The organism is Pseudomonas sp. P5_A2_2, from assembly GCF_054177685.1.
On record NZ_JBGCUL010000047.1, the window covers coordinates 1 to 14,236 of the forward strand.

14 protein-coding genes and 1 pseudogene are annotated in these 14,236 nt (G+C 61.1%); 3 read left to right on the forward strand and 12 right to left on the reverse strand.

Annotated elements, in window-relative coordinates; all coding sequences use genetic code 11:
• The 3 genes from ACXRVY_RS06675 to ACXRVY_RS06685 form a co-directional block, all read right to left on the reverse strand.
• Positions 1-588 (reverse strand): LysE family transporter (locus tag ACXRVY_RS06675; protein ID WP_458237144.1); only part of this gene is annotated, 588 nt, incomplete at its 3' end.
• Between the two features lie 222 nt (positions 589-810).
• Complete coding sequence (locus tag ACXRVY_RS06680) at positions 811-1,392, reverse strand: mechanosensitive ion channel domain-containing protein (protein WP_458237145.1); 582 nt, start codon at positions 1,390-1,392, stop codon at positions 811-813.
• The gene (locus ACXRVY_RS06685; protein ID WP_458237146.1) at positions 1,392-3,302 is read right to left on the reverse strand and encodes an ATP-binding cassette domain-containing protein; all 1,911 of its coding nucleotides are present in this window, start codon (positions 3,300-3,302) and stop codon (positions 1,392-1,394) included. Before ACXRVY_RS06685 ends, ACXRVY_RS06680 begins: the two co-directional genes overlap by 1 nt.
• Before the next feature lie 50 nt (positions 3,303-3,352).
• Between ACXRVY_RS06685 and ACXRVY_RS06690 the strand changes: the two genes are divergently transcribed.
• A complete protein-coding gene (locus tag ACXRVY_RS06690; protein ID WP_223456477.1) occupies positions 3,353-3,817 on the forward strand; it encodes a TIGR02444 family protein in 465 nt (154 codons plus the stop codon).
• Here ACXRVY_RS06690 and ACXRVY_RS06695 read toward each other — a convergent pair.
• Positions 3,814-4,941 (reverse strand): AlgP family protein, encoded by a 1,128-nt coding sequence (locus tag ACXRVY_RS06695; protein WP_458237147.1) that lies wholly within the window; start codon positions 4,939-4,941, stop codon positions 3,814-3,816. The genes ACXRVY_RS06690 and ACXRVY_RS06695 overlap by 4 nt on opposite strands.
• A 192-nt stretch (positions 4,942-5,133) precedes the next feature.
• Between ACXRVY_RS06695 and ACXRVY_RS06700 the strand changes: the two genes are divergently transcribed.
• The gene (locus tag ACXRVY_RS06700) at positions 5,134-5,799 is read left to right on the forward strand and encodes an FKBP-type peptidyl-prolyl cis-trans isomerase (protein WP_223456473.1); all 666 of its coding nucleotides are present in this window, start codon (positions 5,134-5,136) and stop codon (positions 5,797-5,799) included.
• A 60-nt stretch (positions 5,800-5,859) separates the two neighbouring features.
• Here the strand turns inward: ACXRVY_RS06700 and rsd are convergent, their stop codons facing one another.
• The 8 genes and pseudogenes from rsd to ACXRVY_RS06740 form a co-directional block, all read right to left on the reverse strand.
• Positions 5,860-6,318, reverse strand: a complete 459-nt coding sequence (gene rsd / locus ACXRVY_RS06705) for a sigma D regulator (RefSeq protein WP_223456471.1) — start codon at positions 6,316-6,318, stop codon at positions 5,860-5,862.
• 178 nt (positions 6,319-6,496) lie between these two features.
• On the reverse strand, positions 6,497-7,048 hold the full coding sequence (locus ACXRVY_RS06710; RefSeq protein WP_223456469.1) for a disulfide bond formation protein B: 552 nt from the start codon (positions 7,046-7,048) through the stop codon (positions 6,497-6,499).
• A 263-nt stretch (positions 7,049-7,311) separates the two neighbouring features.
• Positions 7,312-8,550 (reverse strand): heme biosynthesis protein HemY, encoded by a 1,239-nt coding sequence (locus ACXRVY_RS06715; protein WP_223456466.1) that lies wholly within the window; start codon positions 8,548-8,550, stop codon positions 7,312-7,314.
• Positions 8,547-9,710 (reverse strand): uroporphyrinogen-III C-methyltransferase, encoded by a 1,164-nt coding sequence (locus ACXRVY_RS06720; RefSeq protein ID WP_223456464.1) that lies wholly within the window; start codon positions 9,708-9,710, stop codon positions 8,547-8,549. Before ACXRVY_RS06720 ends, ACXRVY_RS06715 begins: the two co-directional genes overlap by 4 nt.
• Positions 9,711-9,726: 16 nt before the next feature.
• Positions 9,727-10,494, reverse strand: a complete 768-nt coding sequence (locus ACXRVY_RS06725; RefSeq protein ID WP_223456463.1) for a uroporphyrinogen-III synthase — start codon at positions 10,492-10,494, stop codon at positions 9,727-9,729.
• Positions 10,491-11,432, reverse strand: a complete 942-nt coding sequence (hemC, locus tag ACXRVY_RS06730; protein ID WP_458237148.1) for a hydroxymethylbilane synthase — start codon at positions 11,430-11,432, stop codon at positions 10,491-10,493. The genes ACXRVY_RS06725 and hemC overlap by 4 nt, the downstream gene beginning before the upstream one ends.
• A 138-nt stretch (positions 11,433-11,570) precedes the next feature.
• The gene (locus tag ACXRVY_RS06735) at positions 11,571-12,317 is read right to left on the reverse strand and encodes a LytR/AlgR family response regulator transcription factor (protein WP_223456459.1); all 747 of its coding nucleotides are present in this window, start codon (positions 12,315-12,317) and stop codon (positions 11,571-11,573) included.
• Positions 12,314-12,436 (reverse strand): annotated as a pseudogene (locus tag ACXRVY_RS06740) (sensor histidine kinase); the annotation flags it as partial. The pseudogene ACXRVY_RS06740 and the gene ACXRVY_RS06735, both read right to left, overlap by 4 nt.
• A gap of 340 nt (positions 12,437-12,776) precedes the next feature.
• Here ACXRVY_RS06740 and argH point away from each other — a divergent pair.
• Entirely contained in the window at positions 12,777-14,171 is a 1,395-nt protein-coding gene (gene argH, locus ACXRVY_RS06745) for an argininosuccinate lyase (protein WP_458237149.1), read from the forward strand.
• The last annotated feature ends 65 nt before the right edge of the window (positions 14,172-14,236 follow it).

Here is a 14,236-nt window from a genome sequence, read left to right on the forward strand (position 1 = left end):
GATGAATAGTCCGGCAAAGGTCCGATTCATGCGTTTTTGCTGTTTCGGTGTGCGCAGCAGACGCAGCACCCTGGACGCCAGACCGGTGTAGCCCGCCATGACGATCAAGTCGACGCAGATCATGGTCACGCCGATCACCAGATACTGAATCAGCAGTGGAGCATGGGGGTCGATGAACTGCGGCAACACCGCCAGCATGAACACCAGCGCCTTGGGGTTACTGATGTTCACCAGGAAACCACGGAACACCAGCGCCAGAGGCTTGCCGATCTGTCGCACCGCCGCGTCATCGCTCATATCGCTGGGCAGCGCACRCCATTGCTTGATCGCGAGGTAGACCAGGTACGCCACGCCGAACCATTTGATCGCATAGAAGGCTGTGGCCGACGCCGTCAGAATCGCGCCCACACCGGCGCCGACAATGGCGATCTGCACTGCAAGACCCAATTGCAGACCCAGGGCGTTCCAGTAGCCGCGCCAGAATCCGTATTGCAGACCGCTGGACATCGACGCAATGGCGCCGGCACCGGGGGACAGGCTGATCACCCAGCAAGCGGCAAAAAACGCCAGCCATGTTTGAAGCTCCATTTCACACCTCGACTCAGACTCGTGACAGATGTCTAAGCTAATGCGGCTTTGGGCCGATGACTACCGATTTTTTGCAGGACATGGCGACTGCTGACTTGAGGCCCCCATCGCGAGCAAGCTCGCTCCCACAGGGATCTGCTGCGGACGCAATATCCGGGTGCTACACAAAACAATGTGGGAGAGAGCTTGCTCGCGATGGCGGTGTATCAGGCAACAGAAGGCTTACTTCTCAAACCCGCTGGAAGGAAACACATCCGTCCCGCGCCAGCGCCGAACAGAACGCTGGAAGAACAAACTGTTGGGCACTTGCACCATGGTGCTGCCAGTACCCAGCTCTTCTGCCTCGATCAACGTGGTGTAGAGCAGATTGATCGCCACCACCCGACCTTTGACGCCAGGCTTGTCGGTGGTGTCCACCAGCTCGACCACGTCGCCGATGCGGAACGGGCCGACGGTAAAGATCAGGATCGCGCACAGCAGGTTCGACAGCACGCTCCACATGGCGAAAAACGCCACCGCCGCGACCGCAACGAAACCGGACAACGCGGTCCAGAGCACCGTGGCCGATACACCGAGTCGCTCCAGGACGAAAATCAGCGCACTGCCCATGAYCAGCCAGCGCAGGCCCCCGCGCAGCGGCATCAGCAACTGCGGCGGAAACGGGTAGCGCTCACCGAGACGAGTCAGGCATTTGGCAACAAAGCGCTGGGCGAAGTAACCGGCGAGCAGGATCAGCAGGATTTGCACGCCAAGCCAGATCGGCTCGGCCCACACCGCCGGCAGCGGCAGCTTGAAGGCGTCCATCAGGACAGCGCCTCCAGCTCCGCCTGCATGCTTTCCAGCAATTCCAGGGCTTCCATCCACGCTTCTTCCAGTTGCGCCTCACGCACCTTCAGTTTGGCCTGTTCGGCCAGCAGATCACGCAAGTCGTTCTTGCGTGCCGGTTCGTAGATGTCACTGTCGCCGAGGCTGGCATCGATTTTCGCCAGCTTTTCGTGGAGCTTGCCCAGCTCGGTTTCAAGCTTGTCAGCTTCACGCTTGTGCGGCGCCAGTTGCTGGCGCAACGCAGCAGCGGCCTGACGCTGGGCTTTCTTGTCGGTCTTGTCCGGGTTGACCGGGGTGTTGCTGACCGGGGCATTGCGCTGACGGTAGTCCACCAGCCAACGGGTGTAGTCCTCCAGGTCACCGTCGAACTCCTCGACCTTGCCGTCCGCCACCAGATAGAAATTGTCGGTGGTGCTTTTGAGCAAATGCCGGTCGTGGGAGACCACCAGTACCGCACCGCTGAATTCCTGCAGGGCCATGGTCAGCGCCAGACGCATTTCCAGGTCCAGATGGTTGGTCGGTTCGTCGAGCAGCAGYAGGTTCGGCCGGTCCCAGGCAATTAATGCCAAAGCCAGACGCGCCTTCTCGCCACCAGAGAAATTCAACACCGGCTCGTCGATTCGCGCACCACGGAAGTCGAAGCCGCCGAGGAAATCGCGCAAGGTCTGCTCGCGCTCGGTCGGTGCCAGGCGCTGCAGGTGCAGCAACGGGCTGGCCTTGGAATCCAGAGAGTCGAGCTGATGCTGGGCGAAGTAACCGACCACGGTGTTCTCGCCACGGGTCAAGCGGCCGGCCAATGGCGAGAGCTCACCGGCAAGGTTCTTGATCAGGGTCGACTTACCGGCGCCGTTCGGGCCGAGCAGACCGATTCGCGCACCCGGGGTCAGCTGTAGCTTGACCTTCTCCAGCACGGCTTTGTCGCCGTAACCCAGGCGGGCATCGGACAGGTCGATCAGCGGGCTGGAGATTTTCTGCGATTCACGAAAGACGAAGTCGAACGGCGAATCGACGTGGGCAGCGGTCAGCTCTTCCATCCGCTCCAGCGCCTTGATCCGGCTCTGGGCCTGACGGGCCTTGGTGGCCTGGGCCTTGAAGCGGGCGATGTAGCTTTCCATGTGCGCACGTTGCACCTGCTGCTTCTCGTACGCCTGCTGTTGCTGGGCCAGGCGTTCGGCACGGGCGCGCTCGAAGGCGCTGTAGCCACCGCGGTACAGGGTGATCTTGCGCTGATCGACGTGGGCCACGTGATCGACCACGGCATCGAGGAAGTCGCGGTCGTGGGAAATCAGCATCAAGGTGCCCGGATAGCTCTTGAGCCATTCCTCAAGCCAGATGATGGCGTCGAGATCCAGGTGGTTGGTCGGTTCGTCGAGCAGCAGCAGGTCCGATGGGCACATCAAGGCCTGCGCCAGGTTCAGGCGCATCCGCCAGCCACCGGAGAAATCCCCGACCTGACGATCCATCTGCTCGTTGGTGAACCCGAGACCGGCCAGCAACTTGCGCGCCCGGGCGTCGGCGGTGTAACCGTCGGCGCTGTCGAGTTCGGAGTGCAGGCGGGCCTGTGCGGCACCGTCATGGGCCGCTTCGGCTGCCGCCAGGTCGCGTTGCACCTGGCGCAGGCGCAGGTCGCCATCGAGCACGTAGTCGACCGCCAGGCGTTCGARGGTGTCGACCTCCTGGCGCATGTGGGCGATACGCCAGTCGGCCGGCAGGAAGCAATCACCCGAGTCCGGGTGCAGCTCGCCCCGAAGCAAGGCGAACAGGCTCGATTTGCCGGCGCCGTTGGCACCGATGAGACCGGCTTTGTGGCCGGCGTGCAGGGTCAGCTCGGCGTCTTCTAGCAGACGTTGCGGGCCACGCTGTAAAGTCAGGTTCTGAAGTCGAATCATAATGGCGGCGGAGTCTACCAGCTTCGCTCGCAACTGGCGCGAGTAGCACTATGTCCTCTGACCTGTGGAGCTTTTCCCTGACCATTTACGCCCGCCCGGGCGTTGAGCAGGCATGCCTGCAATTGCAGTCGGCGGGGGTCAATGTGTGCCTGTTGCTGTGTTGTGCGTGGCTGGGACAACGAGGCGTGGCCTGCGATGAGCAGCGCTTGCAGCAACTACGCAGCGTGGCCGTCTCGTGGGACACCGATGTCGTGCGGCCGTTACGCGCCTTGCGCACACAATGGAAGGCCGCGGCCACGGCAGACACTGATTTGCATACCCTGCGTGAACAAGTGAAGGCGCTGGAGCTGGAAGCCGAACGGCATCTGTTGTTGCGGCTGGAGAGAGCGGCGCAGAGTTGGCCGCAAGGTGCCGAGACCGATCTATCGGCCTGGCTGGAAGGTGCGACGACTGAGGTCGCCCACCTGCACCGCGACGCGCTGCATCAGCTGCGCGTCGCGGTAACCGGCACTTAGGAAGCGCTGGTTGGGGTGGTTACAGCGCTCGAAGTTGCGGTCGGCGTAGGTGCTGGCGCGACTGTCGAGGTAGTGGCTGCCGGAGCAGGTGCTGCTGACGCAGCCGGAGCGACTGGCTTGGCAACCGGTGCGGTGGCTGGTTTGGCGGCAACCGGCTTTTTCACTGCAGGTTTTGCAGCGGGTTTGGCCGCTGGTTTTGCAGCGGGCTTGGCCGCAGCTGGTTTGGCAGCGGCTGGCTTGGCGACAGCTGYTGGTTTCGCTGCAGCTGGTTTTGCGGCTGGTTTAACAGCAGGTTTGGCAGCCGCTTTTACAGCAGGTTTTGCCGCTGGCTTGGCTGCTGGTTTTGCAGCGACGGGTTTGGCGGCCGGCTTGGCAGCAGGTTTCGCCGCAGCGGTCCGGGCTGCCGGTTTAGCGGCCGGTTTTGCAGTTGGTTTTGCAGCCGGTTTAGCGGCGGCGGTTCTAGCCACAGCTGGTTTGGCAGCAGCGGCTTTTGCAGCGGCAGGTCGTGCAGCGGCTGGTTTGGCAGCCGTGGTTTTAGCCGCAGGTTTTGCGGTGCTGGCAGCAGCCGGTTTTCTCGCAGCCGGTTTTGCAGCAGGTCTGGCTGCGGCAGTTTTCGCTACTGGTTTGGCAGCTGCCGGTTTTGCGGCAGCAGGCTTGGCCGGTGCTTTTGCAGCAGCCGGTTTGGCAGCGGCTTTCTTCGCAGGTGCCGCAGCAGGTTTGGCTGCACGCAGGGACAACGCCTTGCCGACAGCCTCTTGTACACGACCGACGCCCTGGGCCAGTTTCAGGCTTTCCTGAGCATCGCGCTTGAGTTGCAGAATGTAGCCGCGGGTTTCCGATTGACGATCCTTGAGGGCATCGAGCAGCTCTTCAAGGTCGGCCACTGCGTCCTTGGCCTTGGCTTGTGCCTTGGCTTTTCCGGCCGCCGCAGCGTCCTGCAATTTGGTACGGGATTTGTGCAGTTTTTCTTGCGCTTTTCCGCGCTGCTTTTCCAGTTTGGCGAGCAGTTTTTCAGCATCAGCCAAGGCTTCGGAACAAGCGGTTTCCAGATGCTCGAGCAGGCTGCTCGATAGTTGTTGGAGCAGGTGCAATGGAGTGTTTACTGGCTTCTTGGTGGCCGACATGGTTTACCTCCTGGCTGAAGTGAGTGCGGCTCATACTAGACCTCTGCTGCAACCGCCGCTAGGGCATGTTGACACTATCGAAAGCCCCGCGTTGCAAAGGATCGAAAAACTTCTGCCGCGACGCAAAAGCAGTTCACCGTTGCGCGCATTCTCACTGGCATAATCGCCCGCAATTCAGGTCGGAGAATGCCCATGTCGCGCTGCCTTTTTTTATCTCTGTGTGTGTTTTTTTCGGTGGCCCAAGCCGCCGCAACAACGCAGGAAAATGAAGCCCACGATCTCGCATACAGCTTGGGTGCGAGCCTTGGCGAACGCTTGCGCCAGGAGGCTCCCGACCTGCAACTCAAGGCACTGGTCGAAGGATTGCAGCAGGCCTATCAGGGCAAACCGCTGGCGCTGAAGGACGAGCAGATCCAGCAGATATTGACCGAGCACGAAGCCCGGATCGCCATGCAGTCAGCCGAGCCGCAAAGCGAAATGGCACTGGAAAAGGAACAGCGTTTTCTCGCCACAGAAAAGGCCAAGCCCGGCGTGCGCGAACTGGCTGATGGTGTGTTGCTCAAGGAGTTGACGCCAGGCACTGGCGCCAAGGCCGGACCGAACGGCAAAGTGCAGGTGCTGTACATCGGTCGCTTGCCCGACGGCACAGTGTTCGATCAGAACAGCCAGCCACAATGGTTCAGTCTCGACAGCGTGATCGCCGGATGGCGCAGTGCATTGCAAAACATGCCGGTCGGGGCGAAATGGCGACTGGTGATTCCATCGGCTCAGGCCTATGGCGCCGACGGTGCCGGCGACGTGATCGCACCGTTCACTCCATTGGTGTTCGAGGTTGAATTGCGTGGTGCAACCAGCTGACAGCGGAAATGAAAAACGGCGTGCCTTGGCACGCCGTTTCGGGGTCTTGCAGGAAGTGCTTCAGGCCTGAACCGGATCGGTTTCCTTGTGAGCCGTGTGCAGCACTTCGATCAGGCAATCTTCCAGTTCGAAGCGTTCGTGCAACAGGCCACCCAGTTCCTTGAACTTCTCGGCGACGCATTTGCCCTCATCGCACAGGTCATTGAACGCCAGTAGCTTCTCGGTAATTACGTCGATACGCGGGTAGATCGTCTCCGCGAGTTCAAGACCACGCTTGTCGTTGAAAGCCTTGGCTTCCCCGGTAAGTTGTTCGTAGATCTCAAAGTGGCCGGCTGACACGTAATCGACCAGCACGCCGCAGAATTCCTGCAAGGGCTTGCGATTCGTGGACAGTGCCTCTGGATCGGCACCGAGCTTGTCGTATGCATCGATCAGCTCCTTGCGCTCCTGCAACCAGCGATCGATCAGCAGGTGCACTCCACCCCAGCGTTCCTGAGCATTCTGACAACTTTCGAGCATGGTGATCTCTCTTCCCTTGTGGGTCAGCTGCTCTATGCCCGTCGCCCTCTTGTTACGTCGGGGGCGATTTCAGGCAGAGCGTCATCGAGCAACATAATTCCAATGACACGTGCGGGCCAGATTATGCCCGCACGACACTGGCTTCAAGGTACGCAGGCGATAAAGTTCATACAAGTGTTTAATCGCCCGCAAAGGCCCGGTGCGACGACTCGCCGCTGAGTGGTCGTTGATCGCTGATCCAGACCAGTCGCAACGACTGGTAAACGGCCAGAATCATCATCGCGACGAAGAACAACAGGCTCCACTCGGTGAGACTCAGATCGAACAGCGTCCAGGAAATTTCCACACAGTCGGCAGCGCCCTTGAACATTTGTTGTACGACGGATAGCCACGGAGAACTGGCCAACAGGTCCGCCAGATGGGTCGAGCACGCCGCTGTCTGTTCCGTCGGAAGGCTTTGCAGCAGGACCTGTCGCCACGCGGTGACAGTGCCGGCGAGACTGCAACAAAGACTGAGCAGCCAATACAGAACGTTTCCGATGCGACCAGGGCCATGGACCGAAGCCAACAGGCAGACACCGGCAAAGAGCGCCATGCAAAACCGTTGCAACAGACACAATCCACAAGGCCGCAGGCCGACTGCATATTCCAGGTAGTAGGAAACGCCCATCGCCAGAGCGCCCGCAATGAAGGCCATGAAAAACAAGGAACGTGAGCAGGCCAAAGACATGGCTTTTCCGTAAAAGTAGTGACAGACCATTACGGTAGAGGAAAGCGCGACGGCCTTACAAGGCAAGTGCCCACAGAGACTTCAGCACAGGTGTAGGGAAATCCCGACGCAGACGAGAGGATAAAGTGTAGTCCTCTGTAGGACTTTGCCTGCGACGAGATGCGGCAACTGAATTTCAACTCATCATCGCACTGCGGCGAGGACGATCGCTCCTTCGCCGCAGGTCATCGCTCAGACGCCGGAACCTGGCGCCAGCGAACGGGTCAAGCGCGGGCTGGCACTGGCAGAGGGGCCGCGAGCAAGCGTTCATCCAATAACCCCAAGCCTTCCTGAAACAGCTGGTTGCTGCGCTCGGTATCGCCCATTTGCGCCAGCAAGCGCGCCAGTTCCGCACAGGCTTCCGGATTGCGTTGTACACGCAGGCTGCTTTCCAGATAGTCCCGGGCCTTGCCCCACAAACTGTTTTGCAGGCATAGACGACCCAGTGTCAGCAGCAGGCCCGGATCAGCCGGATGGTCCTTGAGCCAGCCTTCGGCAGCCTGCAACTGGCGGGCCGGATCATTGCCGCGAACCAGTCCGTAGAGTCGTGCCAGATGACTGTCGTAGCTGCGTTTGAGAGCGGTACGCAGCACTTCTTCGGCCTCGACCTGAGCCCCCAATTGCCGCAGTTGTTCGGCATACGCGAGCACCAGTTGCGGCTCCTGACGCTGTGCCGAGGTCAGTTGTTGCCAGGCACGTTCGAGCGATTGCTGCCCCACCGTTCCGTCTTCTTCCCGTTGCGCTGCCAGAGACAGGTTCGCCCCCCAGGCCCGACGCTCCAGCTCGGCGAGCTCGGCCGCCGGCAGGATTTTGTCTTTGCGCAGCTCCGGCAGCAGGCGAATCACTGCCGACCAGTCACCACGCTGCTCAAGCAAGCGCTGCAACTGCCGCAGGGTCTGTGCGTTATGAGGATGGCGTTCACGCATGGCTTGCAGGGTGGCGAGGGCACCTTCGGTATCACCGCGATCGGTCTGCAACTGAGCGTGGCTCAAGGCGATAGCCAACTCGGCCTGAGGCTGACGCTCCAGGGCGCGCTCCAGCAAGTTGTCGCTTTCTTCGTAATTGCCTTGTTCGTTCGCGGCACGGGCCGCACCGAGGTAGTAAAGCAGCGGCTGGCGCTCGGCTTCGGCGGCCCGATGCAAGTGACGTTGCGCACTGGCCCAGCGACCCTCGGCCAGGTCCAGTTGACCGTGCTCGATCGCCACCTGCACCCGACGACTGCGGTTACGCCGCGACCACGGATTGACCACGCCACTGGAAGCCATCACCAGTTCGACCAGCGACTTGATGCCCCAGAAAACCAGCCAGAGCACAGCCACCAGCGCCAAAGTAGCCCACAGGCTCGACTCATAGCGGAAGGTCTTGTAGGCAATCAGCACGTAACCGGAGTGTTCGGCAATCGCCAGCCCCAGCGCAGCGGCAGCGGCGATCACAAGGAACACGATCACATAGAGGCGTCTCATGGCGTGGCCTCCGGCGTAGCGTTCGCGGCAGGCCTGGCCATTGGCTTGACCGAGTCCTCGGCGTTGACGTTGCGCCGTTCCAGATACCCCTGCACCGCGCTCAGGGTGCCGGTCATATCTGGTGTGACTACGGTGACGGGTTGCTTGCTCAACTCGGCCACCTGCTCAAGCATCACTTTGCTTTGTGCGTTGTCCGGGTTGAAGTTGCCCTTGAGGATGTCCCGCGCTTCGTCCAGCACTTGGGAGTAAACCGCCGCCTGGCCATTGAGTGCGGCCCACTGCGCTTGCTCCAGCGCCAGGCTCAGGGCCAGGCGTACCTGACTCAGGCTCTGGCCGGCCAGCAATGGACGAACGTTTTTGTCAGCATTGAAATCGATACGGATGTAGCGCGAAATCTGATCCCACCATTGCGCCCAGCGACTGGCACCGTCGCCATCGGCGGTCAGGCCCAGCAACGAATCGCCACGGTCCTTGTACTCCGGCGCCAGCTCGGTGAGACTGGCCACTTGATCGCGCAGCGCGCCCAGACGCAGGAACAGCCCGGTGCGATCCGGTTGTTCGGTACTGCGCAAGGCAATCAGGGTCCTGGCCACCTGCTCGCGAGCAGCAAAGGCGCCTGGGTCGTTCTGCTCGCGCAGAATCTCGTCGGCACCCTGGACCAGCGCTTGGGCGCTGCTGATGTCCTGCAAGGCGGACAGTCGCAGGCTGGCCAGACGCAGCAGGTGCTCCGCCTCGGCCAGACGCCAGTCCTTGCGACTGGCACCGAGTATGGTTTCCAGGCGCTGGTTCAACCGCTGCTGATCACCTTGCAACTGAATGACCAGACGGCTACGTGCTTCCAGTTCATCGGCGGGAGGTAATTGCGCCAGGCGTGCGCTCAGGCGCTCCTCATTGAGTTTGAGGTTTTGCGCCTGGTCATTCAGCGCCTGCACCTGGCTCAGTTGCTGCTGATTATTGGCTTGCAGGTGACGCACCTGCCAGACACCCCAACCGCCCACCGCGACACCGGCCGCACCCAACAGCAGCGCGATGACTGCCAGACCATTGCCTCGACGCTGCTCGGCGGCAGGTGGTGGTGGCGGCATTTTATCAACAGGGGCATCAACAGGTGCATCAAGCACCGGTCGCGAGTCATCTTTAGGCAAGGCTGTTTCGCTCACGTATCCATCCTTTGCATTAGAAAACGGGTACGGGATGCTCCCGTAACGCCGTCAGCAAGGCCGCGGCACTGGCGCCGCGACAATCCACAACTGTTTTGGCCCCGGCGGCACGCGCCATTTCGGCAACCCTGGGGCTCGGTACAAACAACGGCAACCGCGCCAACTGCGGCCAGGCGTCGCCGGCCAATTGATGCAGGTGCTCAAAACCTTGTCCACTGCTGACCACCAGCCCGTTCAGGCGTTCCGCCTGGATCCGTTGCAGCAGCAGTGTCGGCGGGTAAATCGGCAATGCCCGGCGGTACAGCTCCAGATACTCGACACTAGCACCAAGCTCACGCAAACGCTCCGCCAGCAACTCGCGCCCGCCCTCCCCGCGCAGGATCAACACTCGCGCATCGGGATGTGCGATAGCCTCGCGTAGTCGGGAAAATTCGAGCAAGGCTTCACTGTCATCGCCCTCTGCCGGGAAGCTCACGTCCAATCCGTGATCCTCGAGGATCTGCGCAGTCGCCGCGCCGACGCTGAACCACTTCACACCGGGGGGCACTGGCCAATATCGCTGGAGCAGATCGACGCCGATCCGGGCGGCTGGCTTGCTGACCACAATGACCGCGCAGAACTGGTCCAGCGCCAGAATCACCTGGCGCATTGTGTCAGTGACCGCAATCGGCATGATGTCCAAAAGCGGCAGACTGTTACTGAATATCCCCTGCTCAGCCAAAAGACTGCTCAGCGCCGCCGACTCATCGGCGGGACGCGTCAGCAGCAAGCGCCAGCCGATCACTCGTGACCAGCCTCGCCATAGACCGCTTTGAGTATGGCGTCGGCCCCCTGGCTGAGAAGGTCTTCGGCCACCCGCACACCCAGCGCTTCGGCATCGCCGCGAGGAGCGCGGGCCTCTGCGCTGAGCAGCAGACCACCATTTGGATCGCCCACCAGCCCGCGCAACCACAGCTGCTCACCTTCCAGCACGGCGTAGCAGGCAATCGGCACCTGGCAGCCACCATTGAGGTGCTTGTTGAGAGAACGTTCGGCGGTCACGCGGGTGGCGGTGTCCTGGTGATGCAGGGGCGCCAGCAGAGCATGGATTTCACGGTCGGCGCTGCGGCATTCAATACCCACCGCGCCCTGGCCACCGGCTGGAAGGCTGTCGTCGACGCTGATGGCCGAGGTGATGCGATCTTCAAATCCCAGACGGATCAGGCCGGCAGCGGCGAGGATGATGGCGTCGTATTCGCCGGCATCGAGCTTGGCCAGGCGAGTGTTGACGTTGCCGCGCAGGAAGCGGATTTCCAGGTCCGGACGATGGGTCAGCAATTGAGCTTGGCGGCGCAGGCTGGAAGTGCCGACGATGCTGCCCCGGGGCAACTCATCCAGGCTGGCGTAGGTGTTGGAAACGAACGCATCGCGCGGGTCTTCCCGCTCGCAGATGCAGAACAGACCAAGGCCTTCGGGGAAGTCCATCGGCACATCTTTCATGGAGTGCACGGCGATGTCGGCTTCATTGTCCAGCAGCGCGGTTTCGAGCTCCTTGACGAACAGGCCMTTGCCACCGATTTTCGACAGCGGTGAGTCAAGCAGCTTGTCACCACGGCTGACCATGGGGACGAGGGTGACCAGCAGGCCCGGATGCGCCACTTCAAGACGGGCTTTGACGTATTCGGCCTGCCACAGGGCGAGAGCGCTTTTGCGGGTGGCGATGCGGATCTGACGAGAGGACATGGATCAATCCGTACTGAATAGATACGGCGGATAATAACATCTCAGCCAAATCCACTTTGACTTGTATCAGATACTACTCGGCCTCCCTGGCCCCGGATGTCCGGCAATCGGGTGTGAAATTCGCCTGCGAACAGCTGTTTAAAGCTGTTGCATCATTTTGCGTACGCCAGCCACATGGCGCCGGCTGACGATCAGTGCATCACCGTTGAGACCTTTGAGAAACAGCTGAAAATGTCCCAAGGGGGTGCGCTGCAGTCGCTCGATACGCTCGCGGGCGACCAGTGCATTGCGATGGATACGCACGAAACGGTCACCGAATTCGTCTTCGAGGGCCTTGAGCGGCTCATCGAGTAGCACTTCGCCGCCTTCGTGGCGCAAGGTCACGTATTTGTGGTCGGCAATGAAATACACCACCTGATCCAGCGGAATCAGCTCGATCCCTTTACGGGTTCGGGCGCTGATATGGCTGCGCGGTCCGTTGCCGCTTTCGGCAGCAGGGCGGGTCAGGGCGGCGAGCTGGGCACGATTGGGGCGCTCGGCTCTCTTTAATGCGTCATGTAATTGTTCAGTTCTCACAGGTTTCACCAGATAGCCTACGGCGCTGGCCTGTAAGGCTTCCACGGCAAATTCATCGGGCCCGGCGCAGAACACCACGGCGGGAGGGGTTTCACGTTCGCACAACCGCGCAGCCACTTGCAGGCCATCGAGGCCGGGCATGCGGATATCAAGCAGCACGATATCCGGTTTGTGGCTGTCGATCAGTGCCAACGCCTCTTCGCCATTCGTGGCACTAGGCTCCAGGACACTGTATCCCTCGAGTTCGCCAACCATTCGGCTCAGGCGCTCGCGGGCCAAGGGTTCGTCATCAACGATCAGGACATTCATATTGCGCTGGATTCCTGCGTGAGTCTCGCACAAGGATAGCGTAGACAGGTGAAGTGACGTCCGTCACCGCGATCCACGCTAAGACTAGCGCGAGCGTCAAAAAGTGCCGCTGGTCCGGCGGCTAAATTTTCATCTGCCGGGCGATTGGCGGCCCAGGCCCGCATTGGCGATACATCGCCACAGGGTTTGTTGTTACGCAATCTGAACACCCCCCTCTTTTTATAATCAGCGGCTGCAACGAAAAGTGCGCTGATCCTACTGTCCAACTGTAGACGGTTGCCGGGACGATACAGCTCAATTGGAAAATATCGTTGCGCAAAAATGCGCGGGGCTTGCCCAAGCCTGGACTCGTCCCCAAAAAAAACCTGTCGACCAGCGTCAGCGACAGGATTGGCAACCCTGTTATTATCCGCGCCAGCGTTCCACGCCTTCCTACTTCAAGCCGATACGAGCGAATTCATGAGCACTGACAAGACCAATCAGTCCTGGGGCGGCCGCTTCAGTGAACCCGTCGACGCCTTCGTCGCCCGCTTCACCGCCTCCGTCACCTTCGACCAGCGCCTGTATCGCCACGACATCATGGGCTCGATTGCCCACGCCACCATGCTGGCCAAGGTCGGCGTGCTGACCGATGCCGAGCGCGACAGCATCATCGATGGCCTGAAGACCATCCAGGGCGAAATCGAGGCCGGTCAGTTCGACTGGCGCATCGACCTCGAAGACGTCCACATKAACATCGAGGCGCGCCTGACCGACCGCATCGGCGTGACCGGTAAAAAACTGCACACCGGCCGCAGCCGTAACGATCAGGTCGCCACCGACATTCGTCTGTGGCTGCGTGACGAGATCGACCTGATCCTGGCCGAAATCACCCGCCTGCAAAAAGGCCTGCTGGAGCAGGCCGAGCGCGAAGCCGCCAGCATCATGCCGGGGTTCACCCACCTGCAGACTGCACAGCCAGTGACGTTCGGGCACCACATGCTGGCCTGGTTCGAAATGCTCAGCCGCGACTACGAACGCCTGGTCGACTGCCGCAAGCGCACCAACCGTATGCCGCTGGGCAGCGCCGCGCTGGCCGGCACTACCTATCCGATCGATCGTGAGTACACCGCCCAACTGCTGGGCTTCGACGCGGTTGGCGGCAATTCGCTGGATAACGTCTCCGATCGCGATTTCGCCATCGAATTCTGTTCGGCCGCCAGCATCGCGATGATGCACCTGTCGCGCTTCTCCGAAGAGCTGGTGCTGTGGACCAGCGCGCAATTCCAGTTCATCGATCTGCCCGACCGCTTCTGCACTGGCAGCTCGATCATGCCGCAAAAGAAAAACCCGGACGTGCCGGAGCTCGTGCGTGGCAAGACCGGTCGCGTATTCGGTGCGCTGATGGGCCTGCTGACCCTGATGAAAGGCCAGCCTCTGGCCTATAACAAGGACAACCAGGAAGACAAGGAACCACTGTTCGACGCCGCCGACACCCTGCGCGACTCGCTGCGCGCCTTTGCCGACATGGTTCCGGCGATCAAGCCCAAGCACGCGATGATGCGCGAAGCGGCGCTGCGCGGGTTCTCCACCGCCACCGACCTGGCCGACTACCTGGTGCGTCGCGGCCTGCCATTCCGTGACTGCCACGAAATTGTCGGTCATGCCGTGAAGTACGGTGTGGACAGCGGCAAGGACCTGGCGGAAATGAGCCTGGAAGAACTGCGCAAGTTCAGCGACCAGATCGATCAGGACGTGTTCGCCGTGCTGACCCTCGAAGGCTCGGTCAATGCCCGCAACCACATCGGCGGCACCGCGCCGGCGCAGGTGAAGGCTGCCGTGGCTCGTGGCCAGTCGTTGCTGGCCAGCCGTTAAAAGCCAAAAGCATCGTCGGATCGCCGCCCGGAGCCGGCTCGCTCCCACACTGGATAGTGTTCGCA

What these genes read in the sequence shown, in the direction of transcription:
- ACXRVY_RS06735 (WP_223456459.1), bottom strand. Translation starts at nt 12,317, where the DNA reads ATGAATGTCCTGATCGTTGATGACGAACCCTTGGCCCGCGAGCGCCTG.
- ACXRVY_RS06710 (WP_223456469.1), bottom strand. Translation starts at nt 7,048, where the DNA reads ATGTCTTTGGCCTGCTCACGTTCCTTGTTTTTCATGGCCTTCATTGCG.
- rsd (WP_223456471.1), bottom strand. Translation starts at nt 6,318, where the DNA reads ATGCTCGAAAGTTGTCAGAATGCTCAGGAACGCTGGGGTGGAGTGCAC.
- ACXRVY_RS06690 (WP_223456477.1), top strand. Translation starts at nt 3,353, where the DNA reads ATGTCCTCTGACCTGTGGAGCTTTTCCCTGACCATTTACGCCCGCCCG.
- ACXRVY_RS06715 (WP_223456466.1), bottom strand. Translation starts at nt 8,550, where the DNA reads ATGAGACGCCTCTATGTGATCGTGTTCCTTGTGATCGCCGCTGCCGCT.
- ACXRVY_RS06700 (WP_223456473.1), top strand. Translation starts at nt 5,134, where the DNA reads ATGTCGCGCTGCCTTTTTTTATCTCTGTGTGTGTTTTTTTCGGTGGCC.